The organism is Aliifodinibius sp. S!AR15-10 (genome assembly GCF_031569985.1).
In the GTDB taxonomy this organism is placed as follows: Bacteria; Bacteroidota; Rhodothermia; order Balneolales; family Balneolaceae; genus JAMQKA01.
This window is the reverse complement of the sequence record NZ_JAMQKA010000031.1, coordinates 19712-46616: the sequence shown is the minus strand read 5'-3', so window position 1 is coordinate 46616 and position 26905 is coordinate 19712. Positions and strand designations below refer to the sequence as shown.

Genomic DNA, 26905 nt, shown 5'->3' with positions numbered 1-26905 from the left:
GACGCAGAGCGTCCCAACAGGTCCCAACGCAGAGCATAGGGACCAAGCATGGGATTATTAATTAACCTGTGTTCGAGATAAGGCTAACTCAAAATAATTTGGAATCGAGATAACAGAGGAAATCTTGTTTTTAAACCGTTGAAATTCTAGGTTCGGGTCTGGAGAAGTTAAACGAGGAAATATTTGTACCTGAAAAAGAAAAGCGTTTAATTTACACTTATTAATAAACCTATTTACCGGTTAGGTTTTGTTATCTGCGATATCTGCTCAATCAGCGGGAGGATATATTCCAGCAGGATGCACAGAATTCGGAGATCATAGAAGCGTTATTTGATCATCTATTCTTTAATCTTGAGGCTATTTCTAACTGGTAAAGGTTATTGATGGAACAGGTTTGTATAATTTGTGGGAAAATAAAAGGGAACTATGAAATCTGAGAATGAATGCGTCATTGGAATTGATTACGGGACTGATTCTGTACGATCAGTTCTCGTTGATATTGAAGGGAATCAATTAGCAGAGTCTGTACATCACTACTCTCGCTGGAAAAAAGGCTTGTACTGTGATAGCGCCGCCAACCAATTCAGGCAGCATCCGCTGGACTATCTTGAGGGGCTCGAAAATACGCTGAAGGAGGTTTTGTCTAGTGTTTCCGATGAAGTAGTTGGCCGAGTCAAAGGAATTGCAGTGGACACGACCGGGTCCACACCGGTTGCAGTCGACCGGTCGGGGACACCGCTTGCTCTTAAGGATAATTTCGCCGAAAACCCCAACGCGATGTTCATTCTATGGAAGGATCACACAGCCGTCCAAGAGGCTGAAGAAATTACAGAGTTAGCCAAAACATGGGGCGGTCAGGACTACACCAAGTATGTTGGTGGGATATATTCCTCCGAATGGTTCTGGGCCAAAATGCTACACACGCTCCGCAAAGATGAGACGATTCGCGATGCGGCCTATTCCTGGGTCGAACTTTGCGACTGGATTCCCTACGAGCTTACCGGTGAAACTGATGTCCACAAGATGAAACGCAGCCGTTGTGCAGCGGGACACAAAGCACTTTGGCACGAAGAATTTGATGGACTCCCCAGTGAAGAATTTCTGACCAAGCTGGATCCGCTGTTGGCCGGGGTTCTGGAGCGGTTGTTCGAAAAAACGTTCACTTCTGATGAACCGGCCGGCACCATCTCAAAAGAGTGGGCGGAAAAGCTCGGCCTGCCGGAGGATGTTGTCATAGCAGTGGGAGCTTTTGATGCCCATATGGGAGCAGTAGGCGGCGAGATTGAGCCCTATTTTCTCAGCAAAGTGATGGGCACTTCAACCTGTGATATCCTGGTGGCTCCTTATGAAGACGTACAGGACAATCTTGTGCAGGGCATTTGCGGCCAGGTTGACGGCTCGGTTATCCCGGGCATGGTGGGCCTTGAGGCTGGGCAGTCCGCTTTTGGAGATGTGTATGCCTGGTTCAGGGATTTGATACTGGATCCATTCAAGGAGTTGATTAGCCAGAGCGACCTGTTGTCTGATGAGCAGAAGCAATCGTTGATTAAAGAAGCGGAAAACAAGCTGCTTCCCGTATTAACCGAAAAAGCATCTAACATAGAAACTGTTGACACCGGTATTGTTGCTCTCGACTGGCTGAATGGTCGCCGAACGCCCGATGCCAATCAGCTGCTCAAAGGGACTATTGAAGGCCTCGATCTGGGCAGCGATGCGGCGAAAGTGTTCAAAGCCCTCGTGGAAGCTACCTGTTTCGGGGCCAAGGCGATTGTCGAACGGTTCCGCGATGAGGATATCCGCATCGAGGGTATCATCGGCCTCGGTGGCGTAGCGAAGAAATCCCCTTTTGTTATGCAAACGTTGGCAAATATCCTGGATATGCCGATCAAGATAGCCAAATCGGACCAGGTTTGTGCACGTGGTGCGGCGATGTTTGCTGCCACTGCAGCGGGATCATTTGAGAGTGTTTCAAAGGCCAAGGAGTCGATGGGCAACGGCTTTGGAGAGGTTTATGAACCCGAACCGGATAAGGTGCAGGCTTATGAAGATCTCTATCAGCGGTACCTGTCTCTTGGAAATTTCATTGAAAATCGAATTGAAAAGCAATACAAACAGGAGAAAATTTCTCAATGAGTGAGTTTAAGGAACTCAAGGAAATCGCTTATGAAAGTAATATGCGGCTACCCGAGCTGGACCTGGTGCTGTTCACATTCGGCAACGCCAGTGCAGTAGACCGCGAACGCGAAGTGTTTGCCATCAAGCCGAGTGGAGTGCCCTACAAGAAGCTCAACCCGGAAGATATTGTCATTGTTGATTTCGACGCCAACGTCGTTGAAGGAGACATGCGCCCCTCCTCAGATACCGAAACCCATGCTGTTTTGTACAAGCACTGGGAAAATATCGGTGGCATTGTTCACACACATTCAACTTATGGTACGGCCTGGGCGCAAACCCAGCAGGATATTCCCATTATGGGAACCACCCATGCCGATCATCTCACCAAAGATATTCCGTGCGCCCCGGTCATGAGTGACGAGATGATCAAAGGAGATTACGAGGAACAGACCGGCTATCAAATCATAAATGCGTTTAAAGATCGTGATCTCTCATATGAAGAGGTCGAAATGGTGCTCGTGGCGAATCATGCGCCGTTCTCATGGGGAAAGACTGCAGAAAAGGCGGTTTATAACAGCGCAGTATTGGAAGAGGTGGCCAAGATGGCGTACCTCTCACTACAGATTCGTCCCGATGCTCCCCGGTTGAAAGATACCCTGATTCAAAAACATTGGGAACGCAAGCATGGCGATAAGGCCTACTACGGACAGGAATGATGGGGGAAAGAGAAACTAAAATAGTCTCTGTGAACCCACTCCGCCTTGCTACGCTGCGGCACCCCTCCGTGGGAGGGGAATAACTCTGCCTTTTTAAGTTGGTGTTTACTTATTGACAATTTGGCTAATGTATGTCCCCTCCTCGGAGGGGATCGTTGTCCCGCTTCAGTGGGATGGTGTGGGTTGAGTTCTGCAAGCAGAATTCTGATTTAACTAATGAAAAAATTTAGACACAATTTATGAGTCAAGCACAGAAAGAGATCTGGTTTATCACCGGTAGTCAACACCTGTATGGTGAAGAAACCCTAAAACAGGTAGAGGAGCATTCAAAAAAAGTAACGGCAGGTCTTGCCGAAGATATTCAATCCCCTGTTCAAATAGTTTTTAAATCAGTACTCACCACTTCTGATGCCATACAGCGGTTGTGCCGCGAGGCTAACAGTTCGGACAACTGTATAGGACTGATAACCTGGATGCACACGTTTTCGCCGGCTAAGATGTGGATCTCTGGGCTCAAAATTTTGGACAAACCATTTGTACACCTGCATACCCAGTTTAACCGCGATATCCCCTGGGAAGAGATTGACATGGATTTTATGAACCTCAACCAGTCGGCTCACGGCGGCAGGGAGTTCGGGTTTATCAATACCTTAATGGGAATCGACCGGAAGGTGATTGTAGGTCACTGGCAGGATCCCGAAGTTATCGAAGAATTGGAAACCTGGACCCGGGCCGCTATTGGTAAAGATGAGCTTGCAAACATGAAGTTGGCACGCTTTGGCGATAATATGCGGAATGTGGCCGTGACCGAAGGCGACAAAGTGACTGCGCAGGTACAGCTGGGTATGGATGTCAGGGGCTACGGGGTCGGCGACCTGGTTGAATATGTAAACAGTGTTGCTGACAGTGATCTGGAAAACCTGGTTGATGAGTATCAAGAGCAGTATAAAATAGCTTCTGATGACCTATCAGATGACCATTTCAATAACGCTGTAAAGGAAGCGGCACGGATTGAACTGGGAATCAAAGCTTTTCTGGAAGAGGGGGGATTCAGCGCTTTTACCACCACATTTGAAGACCTGCACGGCCTCGAGCAACTGCCCGGTCTGGGTGTTCAACGACTTATGGAACAGGGCTATGGTTTTGGTGCCGAGGGTGACTGGAAGACCGCAGCCTTGGTTCGTACCACCAAGGTGATGGCCGATGGATTAGAGGGTGGGACCTCGTTCATGGAGGACTACACCTATCATTTCAATCCCGACCAGATGCAGGTGCTTGGGGCTCACATGCTGGAGATATGTCCCTCAATAACAGATGGAACGCCCTCACTGGAGGTACATCCGCTCTCAATTGGTGATAAATCAGACCCGGCGCGACTGGTATTCAACGCCCCGGCCGGTGATGCGCTGAACGTTTCCCTGGTCGACCTGGGGAATCGGTACCGCCTGTTGGTGAACAAGGTTGAAGCGGTAGAAACTCCTGATCTGCCCAACCTGCCGGTGGCGCGCGTGTTATGGGATCCCCAACCGGGACTTAAAACTGCGGCCAAGGCATGGATACTGGCCGGTGGCGCGCATCATACTTCATACAGCCAGAGTTTGCAAGTAGACCATATTCGGGATTTTTCCGAGATGCTGGGTGTTGAGTGTGTGGTTATTGATGAAGACACCGAGATCCATGATTTCAAACAGCAGCTGAGATCAAATGAAGTGTATTACGGAAACTATAAGGGGATCAGGTAGTGAGGTCGTAAGTCTTTTGTTGTTGAAGTGTTGAGACGTTGAAATGTTGAATTGTTTGGGTGTTGATAGTTAGTCGAAAGTCAGAAGATCTAAGGTCGGAAGGTTCAACGTAAAAGTTTGAAAGTTAAAGGTTGCATGTTGAATGTTGGTGCATGGAATACAACATACATAATTCATCATTTAACATTGTCTGTCTTCCGCCCAAATGTAATTTCGCTGGAAAGTGAGTGAAGCTGAAGCGTAAAGAAATCATTGCTGTTTGGGATCCGCGGGGTTCAGGAGATCAAATTTAATGATTTTGTTTTTCCGGCCTAGCGATTCATGAGTCGACCCGGGCAAACGTAGCGGCGGCGTTTAGAAAGAAATCCTGTGTCAGAATTGCAGTAGAATCAGGAAATGCTGAAAAGCTCATAATAAAAGATGAGCCTGAAAGTGTAAATATCTAGATTTCTTTTAGCCGAAGCGGAGTGCCGCCAGACGAATGAATCCCAGCCGGCCGTTTTTGGATCCGTTTTGTCGGAACAAAAGGGATACTAATACTGGGTTTTATGATAAAACATGTTGAATCTATTTCTTGGTTGTGGGTGGATATTCTTCATTTGTAAAAATGAACATCCTATGATCCGACAGGGCATTAAAGCCTTTCCAACAATAAATAAATGGGGATATGATGAATAAAATAAGCTCTCTTTTAACGGCAACAATATGTCTGCTGATATTACTGGGAATGACACTCCGGGCTACCGCTCAGCAGGATACCACCTCACTGGCCATTGATGCCAAAAACACCATCGGGGAGATGTACCCGATGTGGGCCTACTGGGGATATGATGAGCCAAACTACACCTACATGCCCAACGGCAAAAAGCTGCTGACAGAAATTGCGGAGCTAAGCCCGGTACCAGTCTATGTCCGTGCCCACAACTTGCTGAATACAGACGAGGGACCGCGAGCTGCTCTCAAATGGGGCTCCACAGACGTATACACTGAAGATGAGGAGGGCAATCCGGTCTACAACTGGGAGGTTATGGACCGCATCATGGATACCTATATTGAACGGGGTATGAAACCGTTGGTGGAAGTGGGATTTATGCCCAAGGCGTTGTCATCTGAGCCGGAACCATACCGGCACTACTGGTCGCCGGGCGATGCCTATGAAGATATCTATACCGGATGGTCACAACCGCCAAAAGATTACGAGAAGTGGGCTGAGTTGGTCTACCAGTGGGTTCGTCACAGCGTGGAGCGTTACGGTGCGGAAGAGGTTTCAACCTGGTGGTGGGAGCCCTGGAACGAACCGAACATCGGCTACTGGCAGGGAACCAAGGAGGAATATTTTAAACTTTACGATTATACCGTCGATGCGATAAAACGTGCTCTTCCCTCCGCCCGAGTTGGAGGTCCCACCACCACCGGACCTCGATGGGACCAGGCCGCAGGATGGCTCCGCGACTTCCTGGAACACTGTGCCAACGGTACAAATTATGCCACCGGGGAAACCGGGGCGCCCATCGATTTTATATCTTATCACGCCAAGGGTTCCCCTGATGAAGTCGATGGCCACGTTAGGATGGATATGGGCGTCCAGCTGCAGGATGTGAGCAAGGGTTTTGAAATTGTGGCTAACTCTGAATTTCCAGACTTGCCGATCATAATTGGAGAAGCCGACCCGGAAGGATGCGCTGCCTGTTCCTTTGCATCAGGCTATCGTGGCAATGGCTACCGAAACGGGGTAATGTATGCCAGCTATACCGCTTCTTCTTTTGCCAAAATGTATGAGTTGGCAGATCAATATGGAATCAACTTTGAAGGGGCGTTGAGCTGGTCATTCCAGTTTGAGAATAAGCCTTGGTTCGACGGGTTCCGTTCTATGTCTACAAATGGAGTGGACAAGCCGGTGCTTAATATATTTCGCATGTTCGGCATGATGCAGGGAGATCGGCTGGCAGTTGGCCAGGACGACCCAATCACGGCACATGAAGTAATTGAGCAGGGCGTGCGCGGAAAGCAGTCCGATATCAATGCACTGGCCAGTAGAACAGGCAACGCGATGTACATCATGGTATGGAATTATCATGATGACGATCTGCCTGCCCCGGATGCTCCTGTGCAGATAGAATTGAGCAACATCGATGCGCCACAGGTACTGCTTCACCATTACCGCGTAGACAGAGATCATAGCAACTCCTACACCGTATGGCGTGAGATGGGGGCACCACAACAGGTGACGCGCGAACAGTACAAAAAACTGGAAGATTCTGGTCAGCTTGACCTGCTAACTTCTCCAGAATGGATAAAGACTTCGGGTGGAAATGCTACGGTTTCATTTGAACTACCCCGCCAGGGCGTTTCTTTCCTTAAGCTTACGTGGTAATTGAGGAAAATGGAGTTCTTGAATGGATCTTCTCCCTACACCACCTTGGTGCAAGTTGGCAATCGTTTAATGATCGGCTTGCATGCAAGGTGGTTTTTATAAGCCGAAAATGTAGCCTTAGTGCTCCCGCTTGTTAAAGTTATCCAGGGGAAACAGGTGGCTATGGGATAAAGTGTTAACCACACGGCATAAACCTGTTTCAGTTCTAAAATGTAAATTTTCAATCAGCAACCATGAAGTTATTAAAATCTACATTCATCACTTTATTCATTCTCGGTCTTTTGACTGGCTGCGGAGACAATAGCACTGGTGTAGATAGCGACGATGAAGAGGAAAAACAGGAAGAGGAATACAAGGGCATCATCGAGGATTTCGAGGGACCTACATATTCTGATGATTATACTCCGATCGCTTCATGGACAGATCGTTCACAGTGGAATCTGGCGAATGTCCATGATCCAACAGTTGTAAAGGACGGCGATTACTATTACATGTACCAAACCAATGCCTCCTATGGAAATGCGCATCAAGGGCATGGTAATTATCCATACCGACGTTCGAAAGATCTGGTGAACTGGGAGTATTTGGGTGCAGCATTTCAAAGTGTCCAGCCTTGGGTAAAGGATTCGTTAAACAGTATCAGGGCAGAAATGGATCCACCGCTTTCGCCAATCGAAGATCCAAATTATGGCTTTTGGGCACCACATATAACAAAAGTAAATGATATATACAGACTATATTACAGCGTGGTGATAACGAACCCGATCATTGGATCTGATAATACCGAATACTGGACAGAACGCGCGTTTATCGGGCTTGCCGAGTCTACCGACCTTTCCGCCAACAGTTGGGAAGACAAGGGAATGGTGATCCACTCTGTGGCAGATGGTGAGGAATCCTACCATCGGGATGGAGGCTCAGACTGGAGTGCTTATTTTAAATACAATGCGATCGATCCGTCCTATGTAGTTACCCCGGAGGGAGAGCACTGGCTGGTTTACGGTTCCTGGCATTCGGGCATCGCTGCCGTTCAGATTGATCCTGCAACCGGTAAGCCTTCTGAACTCGATAACCTGGAGGACTACGGGATACGAATCGCCGGGCGTGGGGATGTCAATTCCAACAGGTGGCAAGGCCTTGAGGCTCCAGAAATTATTTATAACGAGGAAACTGGGTATTATTACCTTTTTTTAGCCTATGATGAGTTGTCGGTAGCCTATAACACGCGGGTAGCCCGATCCAGGAATATTACTGGACCCTATCACGGTATTGACGGCGGAAATGTAACCGAAGGGGCAGAGGCTTGGCCTATCGTAACTCATCCATATAAATTTAGCGGGCATTACGGTTGGGTGGGCATTTCGCACTGCTCAATTTTCCAGGACCCGGAGACTGGAAAATGGTTCTATTCATCGCAGGGTCGTTTACCACGAGATGTGGGGGGCATCAACGCCTCAAACGCTATTATGATGGGACAAGTGCGAGAAATTTATTGGACAGAAAGTGGCTGGCCGGTGGTGGTACCGGAACGCTATGCCGCGGTTCCCGACATTGAGATAAATGAAGAGGATATTGTGGGTACCTGGGAAGAAGTTACCCTGAACTACCAATATCAAACCATACAAACTCCATATACCGTGAAGTTTAATGAGGATCATACGCTGGGAGGGCGCTTGAGTGGCACGTGGTCTTATGATAAGGACTCCCAAACGCTGACCGTAAATGATACAGAACTCATAATTGATACTGCGTGGAATTGGGAGGCTTCCCCAAGACGCACCACTATTACCTATGCGGGCCTTACCACTTCCGGCCGGTCTGTCTGGGGGAAGAGGGTAGAGTAATTATTGAATGAACTCTGCTGCTCTTGGAGGAGGTTTGTATTTTCATCGTAGTCTTAATTGAATTCAGATAGTAATCTGGATCTAAAGCAGATAACTATCTGGATAGGAGGCAGAAGTAATATTAATCACGTTAAGGTAGCAGGCATATTAGAATTGCTAAATGAACGGGAAGGGGTGTCCCTTTTGTCTTGAAACAATCCCGACAGCCCGCTTTCTTATATAAATGCCCTCCATTAAACAGTCATCTCGAGCGAAGCTTGCGGAGGGAGAGATCTTCCTTGAACAAGGGTAAGGACGGAACAGGCCGTTAAGCTGATATAAAGCTCTATCCCAAGTTATGTGCCTTTCTCGTAAGTGCTTCCCAAAAGGATATCAGGTAGCGTCACATTTCATGATCCAATTCAAAACCGAGACCTTCTCAGGAAAGATTTCTCCCTTACGCTCGAAATGACGACAACGGGAAGGGGCTTGGTTGTTGATGGCTGCCCGCCTTCTAATATAATAGCCCCACCCCAGAACAGTCATCTCGAATGGAGCGTGCGGAATGAGAGATCTTCCTCGGAGAAGGGCAAGGGTGGAAACAGCGCCGCTAATCTTAAGTATAGCGCTATCTCCAGTTACGCGCCTTTCATACTGGTGCTCCCAAAAGCATATTCAGGCAGTGTCCCATTTTATGATTCAATTCAAAACCGAGCTCTTTTCAGGAAAGATTTCTTCCGCCGGTAGGCGGACACAGCCCTGACGGTCAAAATGACGTTAGCGGGTAGGGGCTTGGTTGGTGATTGCTGACCGTCCTTTAAACATTATGGCCCTCCCCCTGAACCGTCATCTCGAATAGAATGAGAGATCTTTCTACGACAAGGGCAATTGGTCTAGGTAGAGGACATCATTTGTGTTTAAGGCTAGTAGCTTCTTCTTCCGTCCTGATCCGGTAATTTGGAATCCAATGTACCTCGAGTACAGAGAATCCCTGCAGGTCGTAGCACAAGCGCAGTAAATTGTCACTGCCTTCACTATCAAACAAAAATTTGCATTATGACTGATAGATGGAGCTTTGACCTTTACAACTTTGGACTTTCGACATTTGACCTTTCCTTAAATATTCCTCGGTAATCCGCAGAACCAGTATCATCCGTGTTCCAACATACCTGAATTTTAAGGGTTGACAGAGCACTATATTAGTTTCCTTCCAAAGATATTTGGGGCCAGTCCTCTTCATCCCAGGTGATCTCTGAAATCCAGAGTTTTGGGCGCCCGTCTTCCGAAATATCATATCCATGAAATACCAAGTAATCGGTGCCCTCAAAGGTGTAAGCGGCTGGATGACCTACCGCAGCCCATTCATCATTGTCTTTGGCCACGAGTGTACCTCCGCCGTGGATAAGCTTTTTATTCGAACGGTCGAGATAAGGGCCAGTAATATCTTTCGATCGCCCCACCATAATTTTGTAGGTGCTTTCCACACCCCGGCAGCAGCGATCCCAAGATATGAAGAGGTAGTAATATCCATCTTTCTTAAAGATGAAAGGAGCTTCGGTGGCGCCATTCTCCATATTGCGATTCATCTCCAGGATATCGTCGGGATAGAGCTCCTCGTAATCCAGCTCCGGGTTGGCAGAGTCTCCTGCATCCCGCTCATCTAGTTTCCAGTAGCGGTGACGGGCAGCCACCGTGTGCCATTCTTCGGCCGTATCAGTAACCACTTCAGTAAGGTTATCTTTGAGCTTTACAATTTTAAGTCCCATCCAGAACGATCCAAAGGTCATCCAGGGGGTACCGTCATCATCGAAGGCCAGGTTGGGATCGATGGCGTTCCACATATCGCGACCGGGCACCGATTGCACTACCGGCCCGTGATCCACCCACTCAAAGTCGGGATCATCGGGATGGAGCGTTGTATTGGTGGCTACGCCGATGGCAGAATTGTTCCTCCCAAAAGCCGAGACCGAGTAGTATAGGTAGTATTTGCCGTCGTGATAGGCGATGTCCGGGGCCCAGATATGATTTCCGAAATCCGGCAGTATCTTGAACACCCATTCAGGAGTCGATTCAAATACCTGGTCCTCTTCCGTCCAGTTGTTCAAGTCGGTAGATGATTTTACCGAAATGCCCTGGCCGGTGTGGAAAAGATAATAGGTGTCATCCTGTTTGATCATCACCGGGTCGTGGACCGTTGCATCTCGGGGCTGGGCTTTAACAATACCTTCACCCAGCAAAAGGATTGACATTAAAACTACTGTTAACACGAATACTGAACTGTTTCTTGAATTCATAGTGGTAGATATAAATAAGTTCTGTTTTTGGTGTTGGAATCAGTCGAGGGATACCTGGGGCCAGTCTCCTTCATCCCATTCAATTTCCAGCATGATCAGCTTGGATCGACCCTCATCGGACAGGTCATATCCATGGGCCACCAGGTAATCGGTGCCATCGAAGGTGTAGGCCGAGTTGTGTCCGATACCGGCCCAGTCCTCATTGCCCCTGATAACCAGGGTGCCCCCGCCGTGCCGCATATCCTTGCCGGCGCGATCCAGGTAGGGGCCAGTAATATCTTTTGATCGGCCTACGACCACTTTGTAGGTACTTTTTTCATTGGCACAGCAGCGATCCCAGGACGAGAAGAGGTAATAATATCCATTCTTTTTGAAGATAAACGGGGCTTCGATGTCGCCATTCTCCGTGTCTCCGGCATCCCGCTCATCAAGCTTCCAGTAGCGGTGTCGGGCTGCTATGGTATGCCATTCTGCCGCTGTATCGACAGCGACGTGCGTTAGGTTGTCCTGCAGTTTTACCAGCTTCATCCCCAGCCAGTAGGAACCAAATGTCAGCCACGGTGTGCCCTCATCATCTATGGTGAGATTGGGATCGATGGCGTTCCACAAATCCCGCCCCGGCACCGATTCCACTACCGGACCGTGATCCACCCACTCAAAATCGGGGTCATCAGGATGAAGTGTTGTGTTGGTGGCAACCCCGATGGCCGAAGCATTTCTACCAAAAGAAGAGACCGAGTAATACAAGTAGTACGTGCCATCGTGATGGGTGATATCCGGAGCCCACATGTGATTCCGAAATTCTGGATTTACCTCGTAGGTCCATTCGGGAGCAGAATCAAAAATCTGTTCTTGTTCCGTCCAGTTCTGCATGTCAGTGGATGACCAAACGGAGATGCCTCTCCCTGTCTCAAACAGGTAATAAGTTTGATCCTGCTTGATCATGACGGGGTCATGAACAGAAATTTTTTTGTTTTGTGCCTCTGCATCACCCCCTGTAGCAATTAATATCAGTCCAACAAAACAGTAGGCTAAAAAAGTTTTCTTTACAGATCCGGTGGATACATAATCCCGATTATTTATCATGGTTAACCCGCTTTTTTTAATAAAAATAGATAGAAGACATAGAGATGCTTTGCGCATCCTGTCCGTTGGTTCCCTAACAAATTACTAAGTGTTTATTTTACACCTATTCGAATTACCCAAATATTGCGAAAGTATCAAGTGCTAAAGAAAATTTTCAAAGATGAAGGTCTACTCACTTTGTGACGTCCAAAATATTTACCGCTGTTGGTCATTCTTCTTGATATTAATCAGAAAATTGATAAATTGACTACGTGTTAAACGTAATATTTACACTTAATACATGCCTTTCACCGCGAGAAGCTGTCAGCTTACGCGTTTGTTAAAAAATAGGGAAGGGAATTTACGATAAATCACAAAAGAAGGGCTTGGGATTATCTAGGGAAAGATGAAAGCCGAAGTGGGGATGTTCTATGACTGACACTGAATTGTGGAATCAGCTAAAAGAAGGGAATCGCAATGCTCTCGAAGCGTTATTCCGGCGTTACTATGATGATCTGTTTCGTTATGGAGTGAAGTTTTGCGGTAGTGAAGTTATCGCGGAAGATCATATCCAGGAGCTGTTTTTGAGGGTGTGGAAGAGAAGAGATAACCTGGGATACGTTAACGGTGTAAAAACCTACCTTTGGACCGCCCTGCGAAGAAGACTTATCAACCAAAATAACAGGGATTCACGAAAGTCAGAGATCTATGCAGAACTGGGGGAGCAGACCAGCAGGATGCAGTTTGCTGTTGAGGAGATCATCATTCAAAGAGAAAGAGACCAAGCTAAACGAAAGGCATTAAAAAAGGCAATGGATGAGTTGACGCCCCGTCAGCGAGAGATTGTTTATCTGCGATATTATGAAGGGATGACCTATGAAGAAATTGAGACAATAACATCCCTGAATTATCAGACCATTCGTAACTATGTCTACGAGTCTCTTAAAGTGCTGGATGAAGTGATAAACAAGCCTTCCGAAAAAATGATCAGCACGCTACTTTCCGCGCAATTGACCTGTTTTCTTTTTCAGTTATTGGCATTTGTCATCTAACCTGTAATTACTCTCTGTGTGCAGCAATTTAGATGATTTAAATAGTACTCAGGGATAAGGGAGTATCCTTTCGTTTAATTTTCTACCTGTAAAAAAGTGTGTTTAACGCATCTCAGGCTATCCTTTTAGTAGATCTGAAAAAAACAGATTTTTTTCTAGTACAAATTAGTTTCCCATCCATCTATTTAGATAGAAATACCTAAATACAATGAAAAATAATAGGGATAGTGAACAGTCAGGGATATACTATCGAAGAATTATTGGAGCTTGATTCATTCCGAAAATGGGTTCGGGGTGAGGCTTCTAGAAGTCAAAAAGAATATTGGGATCATTGGGTGACGGAGACAGACGAAAACCGTGTTCTGGCCCGAAATGCCATGAAAGAGATGGCAGGGTTTACCTTGGATCCCAACACTAGTCCCAACACTGACAAGGCGTGGAGCCGGTTTAATAAAAGGTTAAACCCGGAGGGAAAGATAGTCAACCATAAAGCACCCAAGGAAAGTAGTGGGCAAATGGTTGATCTCAAATGGATATATAGAATGGCGGCTGGTTTTCTGATAATTCTTACTGCCGGTTTGTCCGTCTACCTTGGGTACTCGGAGGATAACAGTGGCTCACAATCAGAAAATGTAGTTACCAACCGCAGAGTGCTCACCGATTATGGGGAACAAAAGACGATACAACTGGGGGACGGTTCGCTGATTAACCTTAACTCCAATTCCGAATTGGTATACAGCGTCAGTTCGGCAAATCCTACCGATATCACAATAAACCTGAGAGGGGAGGCATTTTTCAGTGTTTCTGAAAGAACCAGTCAAAACCAATTTCCATTCAGAGTTGTAACAGAGGATGGTTCAGTCCGGGTTTTGGGGACAGAGTTTTCGGTTTCGACAAGAGACGAAAAAACGCAGGTGGTATTGGAGAAGGGTAGGGTAGAGGTGACCTCCTACCAGGCGGAACAACAGAAGCGGAGACAGTTAATCCTGAAGCCAAATCATATGGCTGAGTTTGACAATACAAGTGATACACTCCTGGTGAAGTGGGTGAATACAGCTGTTTACACCTCTTGGAAAACCGAGGATTTGGTCTTTGATCACACGCCCCTGCCGGAGGTTCTTAAAAGGATTGAATACACTTTTGGTGTTACAATAAAAATTAAGGATCCGGCGCTTAAACAGCGGACACTATCCGGTACGATCGAAAATTCCAAGATGAATGTAATTCTGTCAACATTGTCTCAAACGCTATCAACGCCTGTCGAGATAGATGGGGAAATAGTATACATAGGGAAAGAAAATAGGGATTGAGATAAGTAGGCATAAACACAAGCATAATTATAACCGAAATAAGGGATATCATGAAAATTCATAATGATACAAAGTTTAGTAGGGTGGCAATAGGATTCCTGTGTGCCATTTTGCTGGGAAGCATGTCAATGGTCTCAAGGGCCATTGCCCAGGATGCCTCCCAGGAACTATACACTTCCAGGCAGCTAAGTGGCAACACTTTTTTTGTCAGCAGTACAAAAATGTTATCGCTTGAAGCAGCCCTGAACCAGATCCAGGAAAGCTATAACGTGTCTTTCCTGTACGATTCAAATATACTTAAAGGGAAATATGTGAGAGCTTCTTTGTTGCAGGCCGATAGTTTGGGTCAGATGTTGAGCCAGGCTCTGAACAGGAATGGGCTAACATACTCGCGGGAGTCGGAACAGCAGTATGCTATAAAAAAAGTCCCGTTTTATGAGCAAAGGAAGTTAAAGAAAGCTGTCCAGATGGAAAGTGTAACGGGTACAGTCAGTGATGGCGTTACCGGTGAATCGCTTCCCGGGGTTAATATTGTTGTTAAAGGAACCACTACAGGGACCTCTACCAATGCGGAGGGTTCTTATACGCTGACAGTACCATCATTACAGGATACGCTGGTGTTCTCTTTTATTGGCTACGAAACTACGGAAGTTCCCATTCAGGGCCGAACAGATATTAGCGTTGAGATGCAGACCAGTGCCATTGCTGGTGAGGAGCTCGTAGTTGTTGGTTACGGCCGGCAAAAAAGAGAAAGCCTGACGGGATCGGTTTCATCCGTTTCAACCAATGAGATGGCCGAAATTCCGGTTCCCACTGTTACACACGCACTGCAAGGTATGGCGCCGGGAATGCAGATTCTTGATGGAGGCGACATGCCCGGGAACAACGTGTTAGATGTGCTGGTACGCGGTCAGGGATCGTTGGGTCGTGGCGGTGATACTGGAAGTGCTTCAGCTTCCCGCCCATTGGTACTGATCGACGGTATCGAGGGAAATCTCTCCAATGTAGATATGGAAGATGTAGAGAGCATTTCGGTGCTGAAAGATGCCGCTTCTGCAGCCATCTACGGGTCACGGGCAGCGAACGGTGTGATTTTAGTTACCACCAAGCGAGGAAATGCCGGTGATCTGCAAATTACATATAACGGATACTATGGCACGCAGGACATCACATCCTGGCCGGATCGAGTAGATACGGAAACGCATATGCGACTCGCTAACGTAGCCCGGTCAAACCTCCTGCAATCGTGCCTCGACGGTCGAGAGGGTAATCAAACCGAAGCAGAGTGCCGATCAAATCCGAACTACGCTCCCCGTTATACGGAGGAATACATCCAGAACACAATCGCGGGAGATCAACCGGACGAGTACCCTGACAACGAATTGGTGAACGAAATTTTCAACCGGGCACCCATCCAGGACCATAACCTGAGTGTATCTGGAGGAAATGTTAATGCTCGTTACAACCTCTCGCTCAATTACATGGAAGAAGAGGGACTGATGGCGAACACGGGACATGACCGTTATGGTGTACGCCTCAATACTGACTTCCAGCTGACTGATGACATTTCTGGTGGCCTGGACGTTTCAGCTAATCGCAGCTGGAATATTATTCCGGCTGAAGATTGGGCCGCGAACTTCTACATTATTCACGATACCCCGCCCACAATTAGAACACGCTATTCCGATGGTAGCTACGGTCTGAACCTGTTTGGCCGCAGTGCGCTTGCTTCCGCGGAGGTCAGCGGTAACCGACAGGATACCCGATGGGAAGGCACCATGACCGGTCGCCTGAACTACCAAATAACTCCATGGGCAGAATTACAGACGCTCGCATCCTTTGACTATGGCAGCATGGACTGGGAGCGGTTTGTGACCGAACCCAACCTCATTCCCGAGTATAATGGGTATTACTGGGGTCCCAGCCGGGGTGAGAACCGGTCTTACACAGACAGGCAGACCACTCTCCGTGCCCTGATTGACTACGGCCATACATTTGGTGAAAACCATGAGGTTTCCGGTGTGGTTGGATACGAACAGACTGAGTCCAACTTTGAAGAGTTCCGGGCGTGGCGAGACCAGTTCTACAATAACGACCTTCGCCAGCTGGATCTGGGTAACGAAACGAATGACGGGACCCGTGGTTTTGCAAACAGCTGGGCACTTCGATCGGCGTTCGGTCGGCTCAATTACGAATTTATGGGTCGTTATCTATTTGAATTTAACGCTCGCTACGATGGTTCAAGCCGGTTTGCTGAAGGACACCGATATGGGTTCTTCCCGTCTTTCTCGCTCGGCTGGCGGGTCGCCGAGGAGTCCTTCTTCAATGTTGAATGGGTTGATGAGCTGAAGTTTCGTGGATCCTGGGGACAGCTTGGTAACCAAGACGTGCCGCTGTACTCGTACTACTCATCCATCGACCTGGGTATCCCTTATCACATGGGCAACGCCAGTAGTGTAAACTCAGTGGGCGGTGCTGCCACGGATCTGATCAACGAGGAGCTTTCGTGGGAAACGACTACGGTTACCAATGTGGGATTCGATGCTTCATTCCTGGAAGACCGCCTGAGCGTTACGGGCGACATTTACCAACGGCGCACCGAGGATATCCTCCTGCCGCTATCAATACCCAACATGGTCGGTCTTAATGCCCCCTTCCAAAACGCGGGGATCGTTGAAAACAGAGGCTGGGAGGTTTCTGTTGGGTGGCAGGATAATATCGGCGAAGTGAGCTATGGTATTGATGTCAATCTTTCCGATAACAAGAACGAGGTTGTTGACTTGGTTGATACCGGACCTTACATCGAGGGCGGTAACCTTGGAGGACGAGTGATCCAGGAAGGTTCGCCCATTAATGCGTGGTATGGCCTGGAGGCTGAGGGGTTGTACAGTTCGTACGAGCAGATTGACAACCATGCGGATGTCCCCGGAGATCCGGCGCGGCTGGGCGATATTATTTATAAGGACCAGAACAGTGACGGTGTTATCAATGAAGCAGATCGCAAAGTGATAGGTGATCCAAGCCCGCGCTACATCTACGGTATTAACATCAACGTCGGTTGGAAAAACTTTGATTTCAGTGCATTCCTGCAGGGTATAGGCAAGCGCGACCAGTACCTGGGCCTCGGGTTCGCACAGGGTCCTGTGTGGGAAAATTATACCTCACAGTGGCACAAAGACTACTGGACGCCGGACAACCAGGATGCCCGTCATCCGGCTTACTATTCCAACGACAACCGAAATTATTATACGACGAACTCTTGGTGGATACTGGACGGAAGTTTCGTGAAGCTGCGTAATGTACAGGTTGGCTATACAGTGCCGACGGACATTACCAGTAGCATCGGCATTCAGCGAGTACGGCTGTATGCAACAGGCAAAAACCTGTGGATGAAGAATAATCTGGGCATCGGTCTTGATCCAGAGTATCCATGGACGGTTGGTGACTATTATCCTCAGACGAGGGTACTTAGCCTGGGTGCTAACATCAGCTTCTAAAATGACCAAGAGAATGATTTATAAAAAAACTAAGATTATGACTAAGAAAATGACCAAGACACCGAATGTATTGTTTTCAGGCATACTGATTCTATGTATCGCTCTTGGGATCACAGGTTGTAATGATGACTTGTTGACTACTGTACCTCAGGACAGGGTTTCGTCAGCAACCTTTTGGTCTAATGAGCGTGACTTCAACACAGCGCTCAACGGTGCCTATGAACGGATGGTGGGCGTTGACCTAAACCCGATGTACTTTGACGGGACTACTGATATTGGCTACTCACACGCCGACTGGATGCGTCAGCATGAGTATGTCATGGGACGTGCCAATGCCCTTTCTGGCTGGTCGGCAGGCATATGGTCCCGGAGTTTTACCGGAATCAGCCGTGCAAACGAGATTTTGGCACAGCTCGATGAAGTAGGAGGCGACGTGCTTTCGGGCGAAGCGGCGGATCGTATCCGTGGTGAGGCTCTGTTTTTGCGTGGCTACTTTTACCACGAGTTGCTGTGGATGTTTGGTGAGGTTCCCCTGTTCACAAGCGTACCCACTGTGGAGGAGGCACGCAGCGTTAGCCGTTCTTCTCGCGAAGAAGTCTATGATCGGATTACGTCGGACTTGACAGAAGCGGCAAATCTTCTGCGGCCCCGTTCTGGTCTGGCCTCTTCAGAGTATGGACGTGCCACCAGCGGTGCTGCCATGGCTTATCATGCGCGCACTGCCTTGTACGAGGCTGGCTGGCAGGAACACCACGAGGGTAATGCGTCTCGGGCAAGTACACTGTACGGCACTGCCAGAGACATGGCTGAAGCCATTATGAACAGCGGTGAGTACGAACTGCATCCCGACTTCCGTCAGCTTTTTACTTATGCCGGTGAGCAAAGCCAGGAGATCATCTTCGACTACCAGAAAGTTGCCGGTCAGAATGGCTGGTGGGCCTGGTTGGGATTTGCTCCAAAATCTATGGGTAGTAATGTGGATGTAGAACCGACCCGCGAGCTTGTGGATCGATTCCCCATGGAAGATGGACAGCCCATTGATGAGTCTCCAATGTATGATCCAACACCGCCGGAAATTACTTATGATGGCGACGGGAACCCTAACGTCCAGACGATGGGTATGTACGCAGACCGTGACCCGAGATTTTACGGTACCGTCCTGTTCCCGGGCCAAGAATTCAACGGCGTCACCTATAACTCGTATCCACCTTGTAGTGGTGAGGGATCGCCAGCACCAAATGGCTACTGCAGCCAGAGTATTGACCGGATTCTGATATCTGATTACAATAACACATATACGGGCTATGTCGCTATGAAGTATGTGGATCCGCAGGATGAGTCCTCCCCGAGTAACAGCGGTCTCAATATTATAAAGATGCGGTATGCCGACGTTCTGCTGATGTATGCGGAGGCGAAGGCTGAACTGGGTGAACTGGATCAGTCCGCTAACGACGCGATTCAAGAGATCCGTGACCGTGTGAACCTGCCGATGCCTCAAGACGTAACTTCGATGAACCAGCAGGAGGCTATCGACTTTATCCGCAATGAACGGGTCATCGAGCTGGCCTGGGAGGGTCTGCATCTTGCTGATATACGCCGATGGAAGACAGCAGAAGATGTGTTGAACGGCAATGTGCATGGTATTGACATCTCCGACGGAAATGGAGGCTTCGACCCTGTGCCAGGGCAACATACACGTTCGTTCGAAGCACCGCGGGATTACTTGTGGCCCATACCGTCAGGTGAACGTGACCTAAATCCCAACTTGTCTCAAAATCCGGGTTACTAAAAACTTAACTCTCGCTTTTAAAAAAGCTTTAAAATAAAATGGCTGCAGGTTTCATTATCTGCAGCCATTTTTTATATAATTAAGTATTGTTACCGGAATGGCACCAAAGATACAGGCTGAATGGTTAAGGAAGAGCTATTGAAGAGTCACATAAAATAAAGCAGGTATACCCGACTTCTCCCTGCCCTAACCCTTTTAAAGTCGGAAACTGTCATTGAGATTGCTCCCGAAGGGTCACTGAATCCCTCGAGAGGAGAGCTTATAACACATGTGCTTGTAGGGTGCAATAGTAGATTAAGGAGCATCAATAGCAGCGGCGGTGAGCAAAAAGATTGAGGGTGCACTTGGAACCGGGATTTACAGGATTAGAGGATGAACAGGATGTAATGTTTGTACAAGAAGTGAACTTGAGAACCCGAAAATCCATTAATCCTGCCATCCCGGTTCCAATGGGTGAACGATGACAGTTATTATTTTGAGTAATTCTTAAGCAGAACTCATTTTTTTAATTCTCTGCCAGTTCCATCAAGCCAATTAAATGGTCAAGGGTAAAATCCTCAAAATCTTCGATGACCAGGTGACAGTCGCTCAGTTCCTCCGGAGTATGTGTGGTTGCCACACCCACAACGATGGCTCCTGCTGCCAGCCCGGATTGTACGCCAGAGACGGAATCTTCAATGACAACACACTGCGGAGGGGTCAGTCCAATGGACTTGGCCGCGTTGTGGTACGGCTCGGGATGCGGCTTGCTGTTGGTGACGTGAGAGGAGTCGAGAACAGCATCAAAATACTCGTAGATTCCAAGTTTGTTGAGAATGAAGTCTGCATTGGCTCCCGGTGCTGAAGTAGCCACCACCATTTTTATTTTCTCTTCTTTAAGATGGTCCAGGAAATCGATAATACCCGGCACCTGCATCTTCTCCGGGTCAAAAATATCACGGAAAATCTGCTCTTTGTCATCAGCCAGTTCCTGCATTCGCTCTTCGGAGATATCTCCGAAAATTTTGGGAATCCATTCCTTGTTAGCCCGCCCGTAAATATTGTTTCTCAGGTAATCGTCAGAAATTTCAATTTTGTGATTTTCGCAGAAAATATTGATTGCCTTCTTATGGGCGGGATTGCTGTGAACAATCACGCCATCCATATCGAAGAGAATTCCAAAATCTATGTCCATCATAAAGGGATTGTGTTTGCCTGTCTGTTATAACGTGCTATAAAGGTTCGAAATATACCAAAAGCTTTTGCAAGTGAATAATTCTTTGGATACGCGAATTTTATTAGTGTATGAAGGTAGTTCAGTGATAGGGGTGTTATTGAGTTGTGAATCCGAAGCACCCATTGCACCAAAGCCTGGAACTGAGAATTTGCAGCCTCTGGCAACGGAAATGCATAATGCCGCTACTCATTCTATTTCGAATGTATATACGTTTGAAGGGATGAATGAGGTAGGTTCATCAAGGTTGGTTCGTACATCGAACGGTGTGTCATTTACCCTGGAAACGACTGAGCTGGAACCCGGAACGGTCGTTACCCTTTGGATGGTCATATTCAATAATCCAGAAAACTGTACGGATGATTGTGGTAATGACGACCTGGCCAATCTTGATGCCAATGTGGATGTGGTTTACTCTGCGGGCAGAGTCATAGGTGGTTCGGGTAAAGCCACTTTCGCTGGTCACAGGAACAAGGGAGATAACAGCGGATCTATATTTCCAGCTTGGCTGGGTCTGCCTTCTCCTGGATTGAGGGATGCCAAGAAAGCCGAGATACATTTTATCGTTCATTCCCATGGCCTCCAAATCCCCGAATTAGTAAGTGAGATGCTGCATTCGTTTAACGCTGGCTGTGGACCAATCTTTGATCCCGGCCTGCCTCCGGTTCCTGAAGAACTTGGAACACATGGACCAAACACCTGTCGTGATATACAGTTTGCGGTTCATCTACCTTAATTAATATCTGAAATAATTTTGGGAGAGCAACTAATGACGGGTTGTTCTCTTTTAATAAAAAGGCTTCTCACAGTCATGCTGAAAATAGAAAATGAGTACAGAGGTATCCCAGAACTGCAATCGGGAAAGTCAAGTGTGCATCCTGTATTGGGCTGAGTCCTATTTGTTACGGCAGAACTTGTTTAAAAATTTTAGTAAGACTTTATTCTCTTCAGTCGTCATAGATAATAGCGCATCTTCCAGAGTGGTTTTAGATATGCAGCGTGTTAGTTTTAGATGCTTTTAGAGCCTATTTTTGAAGCATTAGAAAAAACAAAGAAACAACAATGCATTTAGTTATACATATCACCTTGAACGGTTGCTGCTGTTGTATCACAGCATGTGATGGGGGTATGTGTATTAAGATCTAACGAAATCTGAATCTCACTTACGGCCTCATCACACTGAGTTGTGGTGAGGCCTTTTTTATTTCTAACCACAATCAAAAAAACAATAACTATGTCTGGTACTTGCCAAACACTCGATATCGATACGTACACCCAAACCAAGGAAGCCGTTTCTAAGGATCCTGAAAAAGGAAAAGGTAAATTTGAATCCGTTACCATCTGGAAAGACGGAGCGGTGGCCGTCAACAAGGCCCGCAGCTTTGAAATAACCACAGATGAACCAAAGCCTCTGGGCGGCGGTGATACAGGCATCGACCCGATGGAATTGTTGCTGGCATCACTGGGCTCCTGCCTAACTATAGGCTGGGTTACCAATGCCAACTTTCATGACATCGACTATAAAAATCTCAAGATCAAGGTGTCCGCACCATACGACCTAAGGGGATACCTCGATATAGATGATGGGGTCCGTCCTGGATTTCCCGAGATCAACTACGAGGTAGAAGTTGAAACCGATGCCGATGAGGAGACGCTACAGCAGATCAAAGCGGCTGCCGAGAAAAACTCTCCCATGTTCGATAACATTGCCAACGGCGCCCCGATCTCTGGCACAATAAAGCATACCAAAGCGGTAGCCAATTAATAGGCACATAATTCTTAAACCTGTCAGGTTTCCAAAATCTGACAGGTTTGTTCTAAAAAAATGAAGCTTTATTCAACAGCGGTATTACTCAGATAAAAAAAGTAGTAAGACAATCGCTTCTCATATTATCAGTACAGGTAACCGAACTTGGAAAAATTGTTCAATAATCTAAACAACCCACTAACTCTCAATTCAACAATGTATAAATCAACGAATATTCTAGTCTTTTCCGTCATATTGTCTCTTTTGGCAATGGCTTGTAGCTCTAAAAAATCAGATTCCAACGAACAGACCTCATCATCAGCTAGTGAAACAGAATTAAGAGAAGCGCCCAATTTTGAAGTCACCACGATTGAAGGAAATACCGTAAGCCTGCAACAATCTCTCGAAGAAAACAAGCCAATGGTCGTATATTTCACCGCTTCATGGTGCCCGGTTTGCGCCAAAAACTGGCCGGTACTTTCCAAGGTGTATCCGGATTATAAAGACAAACTGAATTTTGTGGCCATAGGTATTGATCCGACCGATACCCGGGACGTCATGACCAAGCTGGCTAAAGAGGAAGGGTTTACCTTTCCAACCACCTGGGGACATCCTGACATCATGGTCGATTTTGGCGTAGAGAGTCAGGCCACGACTGTAGGCATCAACCGGGAGGGCAACATCGTATTTCAGAAAAACAAGACTGCCCTCAGTGAGGAAGAGTACCGCGAACTGTTCGACCAGATAGTGAGCTAATTTCCGATGGATTTTATCTCCTTTTCGTTCATGCAGGGGGTGCTGGCTTTTCTGGCACCCTGTGCCGTTGCACTGCTCCCCGGTTATATCGTGGCGTTCATCTCGCGGAATTCACAAGATGATCCCCCACTAGCCAGGCGGCTGTACCGCGGGCTTAAACTGGCTCTGCTAAGCATTCTTGGAATCCTGGTGGTCTATGCCATTGCGGGCGGGATGATCATTGCCGCCGCCCAGGTGCTAAAAGACTACATGAAGTGGATCACCATTGGTATGGGAGTCGTTTTGATTGTGCTCGGCATTCTGATGGTTATGGGTAAAAATGTTTCATTTTCCCTGAACATGAACAACGCCACCGAGCAAACAGAAGCGGTAGAAGCCTTTGTCTTTGGCATCGCATACGCCATCGGCGCGCTGGGTTGCCTGTTTCCCCTGTTTCTGGTGGTCGCCACGCAGGCGTTGGCCGCGCCTACAGCCTGGCAGGGCGCCTCTTACATCGGGGCCTATTTTGTTGGACTGAGCGGCATGATGATTGCCACCATTCTGCTTTCCACGTTTGCCAAAGATCTGCTGATGAAGTACCTGCGAAAGATCCTACCTCATATGGAACGGGTTACTGGTGTTTTGCTCATCCTTGCTGGTATTTATGTAATCCATTACCAGTTGGTACTTATTTAGTTGATTCGACGGGTGTATCTCCAAAGTAAAGATAGTAATTAGTAAGACATTTATATCCTAAATCATCTTATAAATACATTCGAATAATTACGAACCCAAAAGGGATGAAATGGATCAATTAAATAAACTATCGGGTATTGCACACACTGGCTTCCCAGGCTTTCTTTGGCGGCAATCTCATTTATCACGGCTTCCCCAAAATTGCGATGACAGGTGATGTTACGGCGATGATGGGGATGCCGTTTATCATGGTATTGACGCTTGGTATTGTTGAAGTAGGAGGAGCCCTGCTTATGCTTTGGGGTGGTTTTGGTCCCGACTGGGCTACACGACTCTCGGGCCTGTTGTTTACTGCAGTAATGATCCACGCGCAATATGGGAAATAATGGAGGACGAGGAATGGAATTCCAGGTATTGATTATTGCTGTATCGCTGCTTTATGCTTTCAAAGGAAATGCCGTAAAACAAAAGGTTGAAGTCACCATTACTTCATGACCATCCACAATGACAGAGAGGGAGGCCGGAAACGCCTTCCTCTTTCTAAATGGTATTCCGTATTTCAACTTGAAGAGTTTATTAGATAAAAATTATCAGATTCAGTCGTTTATCTTTTCCGTAGTATGCTTTTATATACAATTTGGGACCTCCGTGCTGCTAGTACACACTGCTTCAAAAACTACCAAATGAGCCAAATTAGTCAGTAATTAAATTGTCGATTTCGGTTTCACATATTTGCCATTAGAAGTCTGCATGTTCGGTTATTCCTTTTTAAATACTATGTCACCATACCAAGCTACCGCTTCTCCGCCAGTATTGTCAGTGTCGGTCATAATGGCCACGCCCGATATCCTCGGGGGATCCTCACCCCATATTTTGCGGTAATCTTCCAGAATATTCCTTGTTTCAGTAATCCATGTCCGGCGTTTGTCACTGCCATTTCTAACTACCACCATCTGAACCCAGTCCGTAAAGGGATTTGGAACGATCCGGCTTTTCTCGGTATCGTTAGCCCAGATATAGTTGATGGCCCGGAGCGGTATATTGTAGGAGGTAAACGTTTTTATGAACATGTATTTAATCCAGTCTGTAAAACCAAGGTTGGCTTTGTCATAATCAAAGGTAACATAGATTCGCGCGGCATAGTCATCCCCGCTTTTCTTGGTGACATCTCCCCCCTCCACGATGTTGTCAACCCGCCACCGCCACTCAATAACCGGGTATTCAGATGGATCGATGTCTACCTTGTAAATCAAACCTGAGGCCGCATTTTTGCTCTCTGCCCTAATTACGGTATTGCCCTCCTTGTCCTGCCGTTTGGAATATTCTGTACGGTTATCTGCTTTCACCTCCATGGGCGCCCACCGCGGATTCTCTTCCTCCTGTTTGGGATCCGAACTTTCATCGTATTGATTTACCGGCAGGATGATCTGATCTTGAGTCATTGCAATTTGTGGGAACAGAATACCGGCGAAAAGAAGTACAATTCAGATACGAATCATGAATGATTGTGTTGAGTTAGATTGATGTTTCAATTTTAGGAAAGGCAGCCAATATCAGCATACCGGTATATTGTAAAATTTTAATCGGGAGATAATTACTGCTGATAGACTTCCAGGTGGGGATAAAAGTCATGCCAGGCAAACCAGTATCCGGAGTAAGAACGAACGGGGATCAGGCGTTCTCCTTTTCGGGGTCCTTCAACAGCATAACCAAACAGGTCCCATCTGTTGCCTTCCTGGTCTTTCATAATCACAGGAAGTGAATCTTGCACCGCAGTAAACTCAAGTATATCACTGGTTTCGGTTCGCCGCATAAAAGAAACGGCATACTGGTCAATCGTACTACCAGCAACGATGACCGGTAAGTCTCCCACTTGGTCGTGAACCAGGTTGACCCCGGCTCCAAACTGCTCAATAACAAATACTCTCACAGGAGGTGGCTCACCTGATTCATCAATGGGACCGCCGATGATTCCATGGACTCGCTCCTTGTTAAAAAAGCTGTTATCTCGATGTTTGATAGGGAAAAGGGCCTCCGATCGTTCTTCGAGATATTCCTGGCCGTAGGCATAACCGTGGTAATCACGATCAAATCCCGTATTGGTGGTTAGCACCTGTGAGTTGGGATACATTTTTTTCCACGTTTCCCAAGTCGTTTGGATCAGCGGATAAGCTGTAACCTGCCGCCCGGAGTGATCACCACGAACACCGCGCAGTTGCATTTGTGAATAGAGGCTATTGGAATTGCGGTCATAGGGAATCAAGTTGTTACGAAACAACAGGCCGGAGACTCCGAATTCAGTGACTTCTCCGTTAACTGTTCGGTCCCAGCCACTGGCTGTACCGGTCAACGGACAGTAGGTGAGGGCAAAATTTGTATTACCAATTTGATCGTTTACAATTTCATGCCAGGCAATGACCTGGTGTGGGTAGGCCCTGACGGTTTCTCCGATCTTAATTCCGATCACGAGTCTTCGGTCGGCAATATATTCCGTAGCCGGGCTGCCGACTGGCTGAAACTGGGGATCGTCGATAGACGGGATGCCATCGGCTCCAGCTCCTCCATCAACAATTTCGTCATTTGGAATCAACCAGTTTCCTGATCTCGAAAACCACCGGCCGGAGAAAGGGCTGTCCCCACCTACACTTTCTCCATTTTCCGAGACCATAGTGCAGCCGAATATTCCGATTCCCAGAAGTAGGATTAATATTCTTTTTATGGTTGATAACATGGTATA

The 26905-nt window shown here is 47.2% G+C and carries 19 protein-coding genes; 14 read left to right on the top strand and 5 right to left on the bottom strand.

Translation table 11 applies throughout. The features are described from left to right. The first annotated feature begins 426 nt into the window (after positions 1 to 426). The 5 genes from NC796_RS17600 (at position 427) to NC796_RS17580 (ending at position 8791) form a co-directional block, all read left to right on the top strand. Positions 427 to 2133 carry a ribulokinase gene (locus NC796_RS17600; RefSeq protein WP_310686292.1) on the top strand — a complete coding sequence of 569 codons (1707 nt, stop codon included), beginning with the start codon at positions 427 to 429 and terminating at the stop codon, positions 2131 to 2133. Continuing rightward, positions 2130 to 2831, top strand: a complete 702-nt coding sequence (locus NC796_RS17595; RefSeq protein ID WP_310686291.1) for an L-ribulose-5-phosphate 4-epimerase — start codon at positions 2130 to 2132, stop codon at positions 2829 to 2831. Before NC796_RS17600 ends, NC796_RS17595 begins: the two co-directional genes overlap by 4 nt. 239 nt (positions 2832 to 3070) lie before the next feature. After that, positions 3071 to 4573 (top strand): L-arabinose isomerase, encoded by a 1503-nt coding sequence (araA, locus tag NC796_RS17590; RefSeq protein ID WP_310686288.1) that lies wholly within the window; start codon positions 3071 to 3073, stop codon positions 4571 to 4573. A gap of 667 nt (positions 4574 to 5240) precedes the next feature. Continuing rightward, entirely contained in the window at positions 5241 to 6947 is a 1707-nt protein-coding gene (locus tag NC796_RS17585) for a GH39 family glycosyl hydrolase (RefSeq protein WP_310686287.1), read from the top strand. Positions 6948 to 7180: 233 nt separating this feature from the next. Further along, on the top strand, positions 7181 to 8791 hold the full coding sequence (locus tag NC796_RS17580; RefSeq protein ID WP_310686285.1) for an arabinan endo-1,5-alpha-L-arabinosidase: 1611 nt from the start codon (positions 7181 to 7183) through the stop codon (positions 8789 to 8791). A 1178-nt stretch (positions 8792 to 9969) separates the two neighbouring features. On the opposite strand, the gene NC796_RS17575 is transcribed toward NC796_RS17580, so the two are convergent. Together NC796_RS17575 and NC796_RS17570 are read right to left on the bottom strand one after the other, a co-directional pair. Then, positions 9970 to 11064, bottom strand: coding sequence for an arabinan endo-1,5-alpha-L-arabinosidase (locus NC796_RS17575; RefSeq protein WP_310686284.1), 1095 nt, complete (start codon positions 11062 to 11064; stop codon positions 9970 to 9972). Positions 11065 to 11103: 39 nt separating this feature from the next. Further along, positions 11104 to 12150 carry an arabinan endo-1,5-alpha-L-arabinosidase gene (locus tag NC796_RS17570; RefSeq protein WP_310686283.1) on the bottom strand — a complete coding sequence of 349 codons (1047 nt, stop codon included), beginning with the start codon at positions 12148 to 12150 and terminating at the stop codon, positions 11104 to 11106. A gap of 410 nt (positions 12151 to 12560) precedes the next feature. Between NC796_RS17570 and NC796_RS17565 the strand changes: the two genes are divergently transcribed. The 4 genes from NC796_RS17565 (at position 12561) to NC796_RS17550 (ending at position 19777) form a co-directional block, all read left to right on the top strand. Next, positions 12561 to 13181 (top strand): sigma-70 family RNA polymerase sigma factor, encoded by a 621-nt coding sequence (locus tag NC796_RS17565; protein WP_310686282.1) that lies wholly within the window; start codon positions 12561 to 12563, stop codon positions 13179 to 13181. Positions 13182 to 13408: 227 nt separating this feature from the next. Further along, complete coding sequence (locus tag NC796_RS17560) at positions 13409 to 14491, top strand: FecR domain-containing protein (protein ID WP_310686280.1); 1083 nt, start codon at positions 13409 to 13411, stop codon at positions 14489 to 14491. A 50-nt stretch (positions 14492 to 14541) separates the two neighbouring features. After that, positions 14542 to 17988: a TonB-dependent receptor gene (locus NC796_RS17555; protein ID WP_310686278.1), complete on the top strand. Its 3447-nt coding sequence runs from the start codon at positions 14542 to 14544 to the stop codon at positions 17986 to 17988. A gap of 37 nt (positions 17989 to 18025) precedes the next feature. Then, positions 18026 to 19777 carry a RagB/SusD family nutrient uptake outer membrane protein gene (locus NC796_RS17550; RefSeq protein WP_310686276.1) on the top strand — a complete coding sequence of 584 codons (1752 nt, stop codon included), beginning with the start codon at positions 18026 to 18028 and terminating at the stop codon, positions 19775 to 19777. A 505-nt stretch (positions 19778 to 20282) separates the two neighbouring features. On the opposite strand, the gene NC796_RS17545 is transcribed toward NC796_RS17550, so the two are convergent. Beyond that, positions 20283 to 20954, bottom strand: a complete 672-nt coding sequence (locus NC796_RS17545) for an HAD family phosphatase (RefSeq protein WP_310686275.1) — start codon at positions 20952 to 20954, stop codon at positions 20283 to 20285. Between the two features lie 82 nt (positions 20955 to 21036). Between NC796_RS17545 and NC796_RS17540 the strand changes: the two genes are divergently transcribed. The 5 genes from NC796_RS17540 (at position 21037) to NC796_RS17520 (ending at position 24554) form a co-directional block, all read left to right on the top strand. Then, entirely contained in the window at positions 21037 to 21726 is a 690-nt protein-coding gene (locus NC796_RS17540) for a hypothetical protein (protein ID WP_310686274.1), read from the top strand. A 498-nt stretch (positions 21727 to 22224) separates the two neighbouring features. Next, complete coding sequence (locus tag NC796_RS17535; RefSeq protein WP_310686272.1) at positions 22225 to 22755, top strand: OsmC family protein; 531 nt, start codon at positions 22225 to 22227, stop codon at positions 22753 to 22755. 198 nt (positions 22756 to 22953) lie between these two features. Next, positions 22954 to 23493, top strand: coding sequence for a redoxin domain-containing protein (locus tag NC796_RS17530; protein WP_310686270.1), 540 nt, complete (start codon positions 22954 to 22956; stop codon positions 23491 to 23493). A gap of 6 nt (positions 23494 to 23499) precedes the next feature. Then, entirely contained in the window at positions 23500 to 24168 is a 669-nt protein-coding gene (locus NC796_RS17525) for a cytochrome c biogenesis CcdA family protein (protein WP_310686269.1), read from the top strand. Positions 24169 to 24305: 137 nt separating this feature from the next. Continuing rightward, positions 24306 to 24554 (top strand): hypothetical protein, encoded by a 249-nt coding sequence (locus tag NC796_RS17520; RefSeq protein WP_310686267.1) that lies wholly within the window; start codon positions 24306 to 24308, stop codon positions 24552 to 24554. Between the two features lie 372 nt (positions 24555 to 24926). On the opposite strand, the gene NC796_RS17515 is transcribed toward NC796_RS17520, so the two are convergent. Further along, positions 24927 to 25610, bottom strand: a complete 684-nt coding sequence (locus tag NC796_RS17515) for a DUF3047 domain-containing protein (protein ID WP_310686265.1) — start codon at positions 25608 to 25610, stop codon at positions 24927 to 24929. A gap of 152 nt (positions 25611 to 25762) precedes the next feature. Beyond that, a complete protein-coding gene (locus NC796_RS17510; RefSeq protein WP_310686264.1) occupies positions 25763 to 26899 on the bottom strand; it encodes a DUF3179 domain-containing protein in 1137 nt (378 codons plus the stop codon). Between the last annotated feature and the right edge of the window lie 6 nt (positions 26900 to 26905).

Bases quoted from the DNA above. Each gene is read 5' to 3' on its own strand.
- NC796_RS17600 (WP_310686292.1), top strand. From the start codon at position 427: ATGAAATCTGAGAATGAATGCGTCATTGGAATTGATTACGGGACTGAT.
- NC796_RS17595 (WP_310686291.1), top strand. From the start codon at position 2,130: ATGAGTGAGTTTAAGGAACTCAAGGAAATCGCTTATGAAAGTAATATG.
- araA (WP_310686288.1), top strand. From the start codon at position 3,071: ATGAGTCAAGCACAGAAAGAGATCTGGTTTATCACCGGTAGTCAACAC.
- NC796_RS17585 (WP_310686287.1), top strand. From the start codon at position 5,241: ATGATGAATAAAATAAGCTCTCTTTTAACGGCAACAATATGTCTGCTG.
- NC796_RS17580 (WP_310686285.1), top strand. From the start codon at position 7,181: ATGAAGTTATTAAAATCTACATTCATCACTTTATTCATTCTCGGTCTT.
- NC796_RS17575 (WP_310686284.1), bottom strand. From the start codon at position 11,064: ATGAATTCAAGAAACAGTTCAGTATTCGTGTTAACAGTAGTTTTAATG.
- NC796_RS17570 (WP_310686283.1), bottom strand. From the start codon at position 12,150: ATGATAAATAATCGGGATTATGTATCCACCGGATCTGTAAAGAAAACT.
- NC796_RS17565 (WP_310686282.1), top strand. From the start codon at position 12,561: ATGACTGACACTGAATTGTGGAATCAGCTAAAAGAAGGGAATCGCAAT.
- NC796_RS17555 (WP_310686278.1), top strand. From the start codon at position 14,542: ATGAAAATTCATAATGATACAAAGTTTAGTAGGGTGGCAATAGGATTC.
- NC796_RS17550 (WP_310686276.1), top strand. From the start codon at position 18,026: ATGACTAAGAAAATGACCAAGACACCGAATGTATTGTTTTCAGGCATA.
- NC796_RS17545 (WP_310686275.1), bottom strand. From the start codon at position 20,954: ATGATGGACATAGATTTTGGAATTCTCTTCGATATGGATGGCGTGATT.
- NC796_RS17535 (WP_310686272.1), top strand. From the start codon at position 22,225: ATGTCTGGTACTTGCCAAACACTCGATATCGATACGTACACCCAAACC.
- NC796_RS17530 (WP_310686270.1), top strand. From the start codon at position 22,954: ATGTATAAATCAACGAATATTCTAGTCTTTTCCGTCATATTGTCTCTT.
- NC796_RS17525 (WP_310686269.1), top strand. From the start codon at position 23,500: ATGGATTTTATCTCCTTTTCGTTCATGCAGGGGGTGCTGGCTTTTCTG.
- NC796_RS17515 (WP_310686265.1), bottom strand. From the start codon at position 25,610: ATGACTCAAGATCAGATCATCCTGCCGGTAAATCAATACGATGAAAGT.
- NC796_RS17510 (WP_310686264.1), bottom strand. From the start codon at position 26,899: ATGTTATCAACCATAAAAAGAATATTAATCCTACTTCTGGGAATCGGA.